Origin of the sequence: Streptomyces hainanensis, assembly GCF_004348415.1 — a bacterium.
In the GTDB taxonomy this organism is placed as follows: Bacteria; Actinomycetota; Actinomycetes; order Streptomycetales; family Streptomycetaceae; genus Streptomyces; species Streptomyces hainanensis.
In genome coordinates this window covers 1-8,584 of the sequence record NZ_SMKI01000343.1, presented here as the reverse complement: position 1 = coordinate 8,584, position 8,584 = coordinate 1, and the positions used below count along the sequence as shown (strand labels likewise).

The 8,584-nt window shown below is 73.2% G+C and carries 8 protein-coding genes; 3 read left to right on the top strand and 5 right to left on the bottom strand.

All coding sequences use genetic code 11. The features are described from left to right. Positions 1-487, bottom strand: a 487-nt coding sequence (locus E1283_RS26235; RefSeq protein ID WP_132820626.1) for a response regulator, incomplete at its 3' end; no start/stop codon positions are given. Beyond that, the gene (locus tag E1283_RS26230; RefSeq protein ID WP_132820625.1) at positions 484-1,680 is read right to left on the bottom strand and encodes a sensor histidine kinase; all 1,197 of its coding nucleotides are present in this window, start codon (positions 1,678-1,680) and stop codon (positions 484-486) included. The genes E1283_RS26235 and E1283_RS26230, both read right to left, overlap by 4 nt. A gap of 132 nt (positions 1,681-1,812) precedes the next feature. Between E1283_RS26230 and E1283_RS26225 the strand changes: the two genes are divergently transcribed. After that, positions 1,813-2,718, top strand: coding sequence for an ABC transporter ATP-binding protein (locus E1283_RS26225; protein ID WP_207930528.1), 906 nt, complete (start codon positions 1,813-1,815; stop codon positions 2,716-2,718). Further along, positions 2,715-3,548: an ABC transporter permease subunit gene (locus E1283_RS26220; protein WP_132820624.1), complete on the top strand. Its 834-nt coding sequence runs from the start codon at positions 2,715-2,717 to the stop codon at positions 3,546-3,548. The genes E1283_RS26225 and E1283_RS26220 overlap by 4 nt, the downstream gene beginning before the upstream one ends. Before the next feature lie 13 nt (positions 3,549-3,561). Here E1283_RS26220 and E1283_RS26215 read toward each other — a convergent pair whose 3' ends face one another. From E1283_RS26215 to trhA, 3 genes are all read right to left on the bottom strand, one after another. Continuing rightward, positions 3,562-4,170 (bottom strand): acyl-CoA-like ligand-binding transcription factor, encoded by a 609-nt coding sequence (locus E1283_RS26215; RefSeq protein ID WP_243745115.1) that lies wholly within the window; start codon positions 4,168-4,170, stop codon positions 3,562-3,564. 5 nt (positions 4,171-4,175) lie between these two features. Beyond that, positions 4,176-5,708: an MFS transporter gene (locus E1283_RS26210; RefSeq protein ID WP_341829953.1), complete on the bottom strand. Its 1,533-nt coding sequence runs from the start codon at positions 5,706-5,708 to the stop codon at positions 4,176-4,178. 79 nt (positions 5,709-5,787) lie between these two features. Then, positions 5,788-6,432: a PAQR family membrane homeostasis protein TrhA gene (gene trhA, locus E1283_RS26205; protein ID WP_132820622.1), complete on the bottom strand. Its 645-nt coding sequence runs from the start codon at positions 6,430-6,432 to the stop codon at positions 5,788-5,790. Positions 6,433-6,634: 202 nt separating this feature from the next. On the opposite strand from trhA, the gene E1283_RS26200 reads away from it, so the two are divergent. After that, a complete protein-coding gene (locus E1283_RS26200; RefSeq protein WP_243745114.1) occupies positions 6,635-8,488 on the top strand; it encodes a phosphoenolpyruvate carboxykinase (GTP) in 1,854 nt (617 codons plus the stop codon). Positions 8,489-8,584: the final 96 nt, after the last annotated feature.

The window sequence follows — 8,584 nt, the reverse complement described above, 5'->3', positions numbered from 1 at the left end:
GGATAAGAGACAGTGCCACAGGTGTCGTGGGGCGGGTGGCGAACTCGCGGATCAGGCGGCGGGTGACGCCGGGTGCCAGCAGCCCGTCGCCGGTGGCGACCACGCGGACCGCGGCCAGGATGTCGTCCAGCGCCATGTCCTTGACGAGGAAGCCGGCCGCGCCGGCGCGCAGCGCGCCGTAGACGTAGTCGTCGTCGTCGAAGGTGGTGAGCACGATCACGTGCGCCGGGCTCGGGCCCTCCACGATCCGGCGGGTGGCCTCGATGCCGTCCATGCCCGGCATCCTGATGTCCATCACCACCACGTCGGGCGCCTCGCGCTCCGCGAGCCTGACGGCCTCGGCGCCGCCGCCCGCCTCGCCGACGACCGTCAGGTCGGGCGCCTCGGCCATGACCATCCGCAGCGCTGTCCTGACCAGCGGCTGGTCGTCGACGAGCAGCACCCTGATGGGGGCACCTCCCGGGTCCCCGGGCCCGGGGGAGGTCATCGCACGCCCTCGGGCACGGGCAGCCGGGCGGTGACCCGGAAGCCGCCATCGCCGAGCGGCCCGGCCGTGAACTCGCCGTGCAGCAGGGCGATCCGCTCCCGCATGCCGATCAGTCCCCAACCGGTGGCGCCCGTCCCGCCGGTCCCTTCCCCAGCGTCCAGCACCTCGATGGCCAGCTCCTCCCCGCTCCTCCTGTCCACCGTCACCTGGCAGGTGGCGGTGCCGGCGTGCCGCACCACGTTGGTGACCGCCTCCTGGATGATCCGGTAGGCCGAGACGTCGATCTCCGGCGGCAGCGGACCTGGATCGCCGAGCCAGCGCACGTCCACCCGGACCCCGGCCGCCGTCGTCGAGGCGGCGAGCCGGTCCACGTCGGCCAGGCCGAGCCCCGGGGTGAGCGGCGCGGCGCCCGGCTCCGACCTGCGCAGCGCGCCGAGCATCCGGCGCAGCCCCGAAAGGGTCTCCCGGCCGGCGGTCTCGATCTCCCCCAACGCGGCCCGGGCCAGCGCCGGTTGGGTGTCGATGACGCGGCCGGCCGCGCCGGCCTGGAGGGCGATCACGCCGATGCTGTGCGCCACCATGTCGTGCAGTTCGCGGGCGATCCGCAGCCGCTCGGCCGTCACCGCCTGGGCGGCGGCCTGGGCGCGTGCCGCCTCGGCGTGCTCGCGGGCCTGCCGGGCCGCGCCACCGAGCAGCGCGGCGACCACGGCGGTCAGCGCCACGGCCAGCTCGGCCGAGATGCCGGCCGGCCAGCCGGACAGCAGCCGGACCGTCACGAAGCCGACGAGGGTGGCCAGCGAGAGGCCGAGGGCGACGTTGCCGGTGCGGCGCGGCCCGGCGGCCGCCACGAAGTAGAGGGCGACGTCCACCGCGAGGAACTGGGCCATCGGTATCTCGCCGACGCTCAGCGGGATCGTCGCGATGACGGAGCCGGTGAGCAGCAGGGCGAGCGCTATCACCGGGCGGCGGTCGAGCCGGCGGGCGCCGGCGATCGTCACCAGGGTGGCCACCAGCAGGAACAACATGCCGTCGTAGCGGTAGAGCAGCACGCCCGGCAGCACGCTCGGCTGGCTCTCGCCAGGCAGCCGGATCCGCATCAGGAAGGTGAGCGCGGCGCCGACGGCCCAGGCGAGGAGGGTCCAGTGGCCCGGTGGCAGGCCCCTGAACCGTGGGGAGGACGAGGTGCGCGGCATGGCCCGATGGTAGGCGGCGCCCGGTGGCCGGGCATCGGCCCAGGGTCGTACACCCATGGATGACAGCGGCGGCGGCGATTGTCGGCGGTGGGCCGATGCGGGGAGCGGGTCGCCGACGGCAGCGTGGACGGCGTGATCGAAGTCAACGAACTCACCAAACGGTACGGAGGCACCACGGCCGTCAACGGCCTGACCTTCACCGTCAGGTCCGGCCGGGTCACCGGCTTCCTCGGCCCCAACGGCGCCGGCAAGTCGACCACCCTGCGGCTGATCCTGGGGCTGAACGCCCCCACGTCCGGAACCGTCACCGTGCACGGGCGCCCGTTCCGTGACCACCGGCGCGGGCTGCGGCACGTCGGCGCGCTGCTGGACGCGGGCGACGTGCACGGCGGGCGCACCGCCCGGGCCCACCTCACCGCGCTGGCCGTCGCCAACCGGATCCCCCGCACCCGGGTCGCCCAGGTGCTGGCCGAGGTCGGACTCTCCGGCGCGGCCGGGCGCCGCATCGGCGGCTTCTCGCTCGGGATGCGGCAGCGCCTCGGCATCGCGGCGGCCCTGCTCGGCGATCCGCCCGTGCTGCTCTTCGACGAGCCGCTGAACGGACTCGACCCGGAGGGCGTGCAATGGGTGCGTGGTCTCTTTCGCGGGCTGGCCGCCGAGGGCCGCACCGTGTTCGTCTCCAGTCATCTGATGTCCGAGATGGAGCACACGGCCGACGAGTTGGTGGTCGTGGGGCGCGGGGAGCTGATCGCGGCGGAGAGCCTGCCCGAGTTCGCGGCCCGCGGCGGTTCGCACAGCGTGACCGTGGTGACGCCGGAGCCGGCGGCGCTGGCGGCCGCGTTGACCGCCGAGGGCGGCACGGTGCGGGAGGCGGACGGCGTCCTCTCGGTGACCGGACTGAAGGCGGCCGCGATCGGCGAACTCGCCCTCCGGCAGGGCGTCCCGCTGCACGAACTCACCCCCCGCGCCTCGCTCGAGGAGGCATTCATGGAACTCACCGCCGACCGCGTCGAGTACACCGCCGGAGGTGCCCGATGACCGCCGCCACCCTCCCCGTGGCCGAGCCGCGCGCCCGGTTCGTGGACCTGCTGGCCGCCGAGTGGCTCAAGTTCTGGTCGCTGCGCTCCACGCCGTGGTTCCTGCTGCTCGCCGGGCTCGCCGTCGTCGGCTTCAACGTCGGCTCCGCCTATGACCACTACCGCAACTGGCAGTACTACGACGCCGAGTCGCAGGCGAACTTCGTCGCCAACGGGTTGCCGTTGGTCGACGCGTTCACCTCGAACGCCGAACTCATCCTGCTGCTGGCCACCAGCGCCCTCGGCGCCCTGGCCGTCACCGGCGAGTACGGCAGCGGCTCGATCCGCACCACCTTCGCGGCCGTGCCGGCCCGCGGCTCGGTGATGGCGGCCAAGGCGTGTGTGGTGGCGGTGGTGCTGACGGCGTTCGGCGCGGTGGTCGCGGGGGTCTCGTTCTGGTTGTCGCAGGCGCTCCTGTCGGCGCGCGACGCCGGGGTGTCGATCGACCATCCCGGCGCGTGGCGTGTGGTGGTGGCCTCCGCGCTGCTCGCACCGGTGAGCGGGCTGGTGGGCGCGGCCATCGGCGCCGTCGTCCGGCACAGCGCCACGGCCGTCATCGGCGGCGTGGTGGTGCTGCCGCTGCTGCCGACGTTCTTCAGCGAGGGCCGCTACTGGTCGGCCACCATCCGGCACGCCCTTCCCGAGCGCGCCTGGCGGGAGCTGACCAGGACGGTCGACTGGGGCGGGACTCCCTACCCGATGACGACGGGCGGCGCGTGGACGGTCTACGCGGTGTGGGCGGCGGTGGCCTTCGTGCTGACGGTGGTCGCGGTCCGGCACCGCGACCAGTGAGCGGCGGTCCGCGTCAGTCGGCCAGGCCGTTCTGCAGGACCGTCAGCGCGCGGTCCAGGACGTCGACCACGTCCACCTCCGCGTGGTGCTCGGCCACGTGCAGCATCGCCTCGGTGAGGCCGCCGAGCACGGCGCCCATGAAGACCCGGATCTCCAGGTCCTCGGGGCGCCGGCCGGTCCGCTCGGCGAGCACCCGGGTGAGCATGCCGCTGGTGTCGGCGACCGACTCGTGCAGCCTGGCGCGGATCGACGGCACCGTGGCGATGAGCCGCATCCGCCTGGCGATCTCCTCCGGCGCCTCGGGCGAGGCGTACAGCTGCTCGATCGTCTGCCGCAGCGCCTCGCGGAGCGAGGCCAGCGGCGGCTCCCCGGCCGGGCGGGCGCGCAGCGCGGCCTCCACGATCGGGTCCTCCTCGTCGCTGAGGACGATGTCCTCCTTGGTCGGGAAGTAGCGGAAGACGGTGCTCGGCGAGACGTCGGCGGCCGCGGCGATCTCGTCGACCCGGGTCGCCTCGAAGCCACGCTCCTCGAACAGCCGGTAGGCGGCCCGGCGGATGGCCTGCCGGGTGCGGATCTTCTTCCGTTCGCGGAGGCCGGTGCCGGGCTGGGGTGCGGTGGGCATGCGGATCATTCTCGGGTACGCGCCCTGGGCGGTGCCACGTCCCGGCCGGGCAGCAGCCAGCCGGCGACCGCGGCGCCGGCCGCCGCGATCAGCGCGGTGGCGAACAGCACCAGGCCCATGCCGTGCAGGAACGCGGCGTCGGCCGAGTCGGCGAGCCGGGGCAGGCCGGCCCGGTCGGCCACCAGATGGGCGGCGACGACGGACTCCCTGGCGGCGTCCGCCGTGGTGGCCGGCAGCCCGCCGGTGTCGAGGTCGGCGCGGTAGCCCTCGGCGAGCAGGCTGCCGAGCAGGGCCACCCCGACGGCGCCGCCCACCTGCCGGATCGTCATCAGCAGCCCTGAGCCGGTGCCCGCGGCGTCGGTCGGCAGTGCGCCGAGCGCCGTGTCCATGGAGGGGATCAGCGCCAGGCCGACGCCGAGGCCGGTGACCGTCAGCCAGGTGGCGGTCAGCCCGTACCCGGAGCCGGTGTCGGTGGTGGCGCCGAGCACGCCGGCGAAGGCGAGCAGCGCGAGGCCGGTGGCGACGGTGAAGCGCGGCCCGAGGAGCCGGTTCAGCGGCTGGCAGCCGCGCGCCGCCACCAGCAGCCCGCCCATCAGCGGCATGATCCGCAGCCCGGTGCCGAAGGAGTCGTGGCCCTGGACGGCCTGGAGGTACTGGGGCACGACGAACAGCAGACCGGCCATGGCGAAGCTGGCCACCGTGCCGATCAGGGTGGCCCAGCGGAAGCCGGGGTTGGCGAGCAGGCCGAGGCCGAGCACCGGCTCGGCGCGGCGCCGGTCGCGGAGGTGGAGCCAGGCGAGCGGCGGCAGCGCGCCGACGAGCGCGCCCAGCGTCAGCACGTCGTTCCAGCCCCTGGCCGGGCCCTCGATGACGCCGTAGACCAGCAGGCCGAGGCCGCCGACGCCGAGCAGGATGCCGAGCGGGTCGAGCCGGGGCGCGGCCGGGTTGCGGCTCTCGGGGAGCAGCAGCAGGCAGGCCGCGATGCCGGCGGCCACCAGCGGGACGTTGAGCAGGAAGATCGAGCCCCACCAGTAGTGGTCGAGCAGCAGCCCGCCGAGCAGCGGCCCGAGCGGCATGCCGGCGGCCAGCGCCGCGGTGAGCGCGGCGACGGCGCGGCCGCGCTCCTCGGGGCCGAAGACGGTGGGCAGCACGGCCAGCGCGAGCGGAGTGATCAGCGCGGCGCCGAGGCCCATGGCGGCGCGCGCCGCGATCAGCGCGCCGGGATCGCCGGCCAGGGTGCCGGCGAGCGAGCCGACCAGCATGATCGCCAGGCCGGCCACCAGCATGCGGCGCCGGCCGAACCGGTCGCCGAGCAGCCCGGCCGGGAGCATGCAGGCGGCGAAGACGACGAGGAACGCGTCGACGATCCACTGCTGCTCACTGCTGCTCGTGCCGAGGTCGGCGGCGAGGGTGGGCAGCGCCACGTTGAGGATCGTGGTGTCGAAGCCGAGCACCAGCATCGCGAGCACCAGCGCGCCGAGCGCCCACCAGCGGCGGGCGTCGAGCGTCGTGTCCGCCGGCGTCGTGGCCGCGGTCATGGCAAACCTCCGAGAGTCGCTATCAAGTGATAGTGACCCTCAGAAGAGTGCGACTGTCAAGTTGTCGTGCGGAACCCGGTCATCCGTGCTGGTAGGCCACCAGCGAGATCCCGACGTAGTGGACGACGAACGCGGCCAGCGTGAACGAGTGGAACACCTCGTGGAAGCCGAACCAGCGCGGCGACGGATTCGGCTTCTTCAGCCCGTAGACCACGCCGCCCGCGCTGTAGAGCACCCCGCCGATCACCACCAGGGCCAGCACCGCGATCCCGCCGGCCTGGAGGAAGTCGGGCAGGAAGAACACGGCGGCCCAGCCGAGTGCGATGTAGCAGGGCGTGTAGAGCCAGCGCGGCGCGTTGGTCCAGAACACCCGGAACACGATGCCGGCCAGCGCGCCCGCCCAGACCCCCCACAGCAGCAGCTGTCCACGCGCGCCGTCCAGCAGCAGGATCGTGAACGGCGTGTACGTGCCGGCGATGATCAGGAAGATGTTGGCGTGGTCGAGTCGGCGTAGCACGGCCTCCCAGCCAGGACCCCATTCACCCCGGTGGTAGAGCGCGCTGATACCGAACAGCGCGCACGCCGTTATGGCGTAGATCGCGCAGGCCACACGGGCACGCGGACTGCCGGCGAAGGCGGTCAGCAGGATGCCGGCTATCAGCACGGCCGGGAACATTCCGGCGTGCAGCCAGCCGCGCAGTCGGGGCTTGACGGGCGGAGTCATGCGATTGATGGTATAGCGGCCGTGCAACCTGCTCAGATGAGCTGCCCTGGACACAGAAGAGAAGAACCGGCACCATCAGATGAGCGCCCTTCCTTATCGGATGAGCGCACCGGTCGCGCGGTGCCCAGCAGTGCCCAGCAGTGCGCGGCCTGCTCAACCCGCTCAACCTGCTCAACAAAACCCTCAAACCACAGGAGCGAACGTGACGCTGAGTTCAGCAGCTCCCGTCGCCGCCACCGCCCCGACCCGGCACCGCAAGCTCGTCGCCTGGGTCGAGGAGATCGCAGCACTGACCGAGCCGGACGAGGTCGTCTGGTGCGACGGCAGCCAGGAGGAGTACGACCGCCTGTGCGCCACGCTGGTCGCGAACGGCACCTTCACCCCGCTCAACGCCGAGAAACGGCCCGGTTCCTACTACGCCGCCTCCGACCCGACCGACGTCGCCCGGGTCGAGGACCGCACCTTCATCTGCTCCGAACGCGAGCAGGACGCCGGCCCCACCAACCACTGGATGGCGCCCGGCGACATGCGGGAGATCTTCAGCGGCACCCAGGGCCTGTTCCGCGGCTCCATGCGCGGCCGCACCATGTACGTGGTGCCGTTCTGCATGGGCCCGCTCGGCTCCCCGCTCTCCGCGCTCGGCGTCGAGATCACCGACTCCGCCTACGTCGCGGTCGCCATGCGCACCATGACCAGGATGGGCAGCGCGGTCCTCGACGAACTCGGCGAGGACGGCGCCTTCGTGCGCGCCGTGCACTCGGTCGGCGCCCCGCTCGCGGCGGGCGAGCAGGACGTGCCGTGGCCGTGCAACACGACCAAGTACATCTCGCACTTCCCGGAGACCCGTGAGATCTGGTCCTACGGCTCCGGCTACGGCGGCAACGCGCTGCTCGGCAAGAAGTGCTACGCCCTCCGCATCGCCTCCGTGATGGCCCGCGACGAGGGCTGGCTGGCCGAGCACATGCTGATCCTCAAGCTCACCCCGCCGGAGGACGGTGCCGACGCGAAGTACGTCGCCGCCGCCTTCCCCTCGGCCTGCGGCAAGACCAACCTCGCCATGCTGCGGCCCACGCTGCCCGGCTGGACCGTGGAGACCATCGGCGACGACATCGCCTGGATGCGGTTCGGCGAGGACGGCCAGCTCTACGCCATCAACCCCGAGGCCGGCTTCTTCGGCGTCGCGCCCGGCACCGGCGAGCGCACCAACGCCAACGCCATGCGCACCCTGTGGGGCAACTCCGTCTTCACCAACGTCGCCCTCACCGACGACGGCGACGTGTGGTGGGAGGGCATGACGGACGAGCCCCCGGCCCACCTCGTGGACTGGCGCGGCAACGACTGGACCCCGGACTCCGGCGTCCCCGCCGCCCACCCCAACGCCCGGTTCACCGTGCCGGCGGCCCAGTGCCCGACCATCGCCCCCGAGTGGGAGGACCCGGCGGGCGTCCCGATCTCCGCCATCCTCTTCGGCGGCCGGCGGGCCACGGCCGTGCCACTGGTCACCGAGTCCTTCTCCTGGCGACACGGCGTCTTCCTCGGCGCCAACGTCGCCTCCGAGAAGACGGCCGCCGCCGAGGGCACGGTGGGCGAGCTGCGGCGCGACCCGTTCGCCATGCTGCCGTTCTGCGGCTACAACATGGGCGACTACTTCGGCCACTGGCTGAAGGTCGGCGAGAACGCGCCCGACCCGGCGAAGCTGCCGAAGATCTACTACGTCAACTGGTTCAAGAAGGACGCGGCCGGCGACTTCGTCTGGCCCGGCTTCGGCGAGAACATCCGGGTGCTGAAGTGGATCGTGGACCGGCTCGACGGCCGCGGTGAGGGCGTCACCACGCCGATCGGCGTACTGCCGGCCGCCGGCGCGCTCGACGTGGCCGACCTCGACCTGACGTCGGCCGACCTCGACTTCCTGCTCGACGTCGACCCCGAGATCTGGCAGCAGGAGGCCGCGCTCATCCCCGACCACCTGCGCACCTTCGGCGACCACACGCCGAAGGGACTGTGGGCCGAGTACGAGGCCCTCACCGATCGCCTGGCCCAGCTCGGGCGGGCCTAGGCAAGGGGCCCCGCCCAACGACGTGCGGGGCCCCGGCCGGGCGGGCCCACGGGTCACGGCCCACCCGCGGTTGGCGCACCGCGGGCCGTGCCCGCC

Excerpts from the sequence above, each read along its gene's own strand:
- E1283_RS26230 (WP_132820625.1), bottom strand. The coding sequence starts at position 1,680 with ATGCCGCGCACCTCGTCCTCCCCACGGTTCAGGGGCCTGCCACCGGGC.
- E1283_RS26220 (WP_132820624.1), top strand. The coding sequence starts at position 2,715 with ATGACCGCCGCCACCCTCCCCGTGGCCGAGCCGCGCGCCCGGTTCGTG.
- E1283_RS26215 (WP_243745115.1), bottom strand. The coding sequence starts at position 4,170 with ATGCCCACCGCACCCCAGCCCGGCACCGGCCTCCGCGAACGGAAGAAG.
- E1283_RS26210 (WP_341829953.1), bottom strand. The coding sequence starts at position 5,708 with ATGACCGCGGCCACGACGCCGGCGGACACGACGCTCGACGCCCGCCGC.
- trhA (WP_132820622.1), bottom strand. The coding sequence starts at position 6,432 with ATGACTCCGCCCGTCAAGCCCCGACTGCGCGGCTGGCTGCACGCCGGA.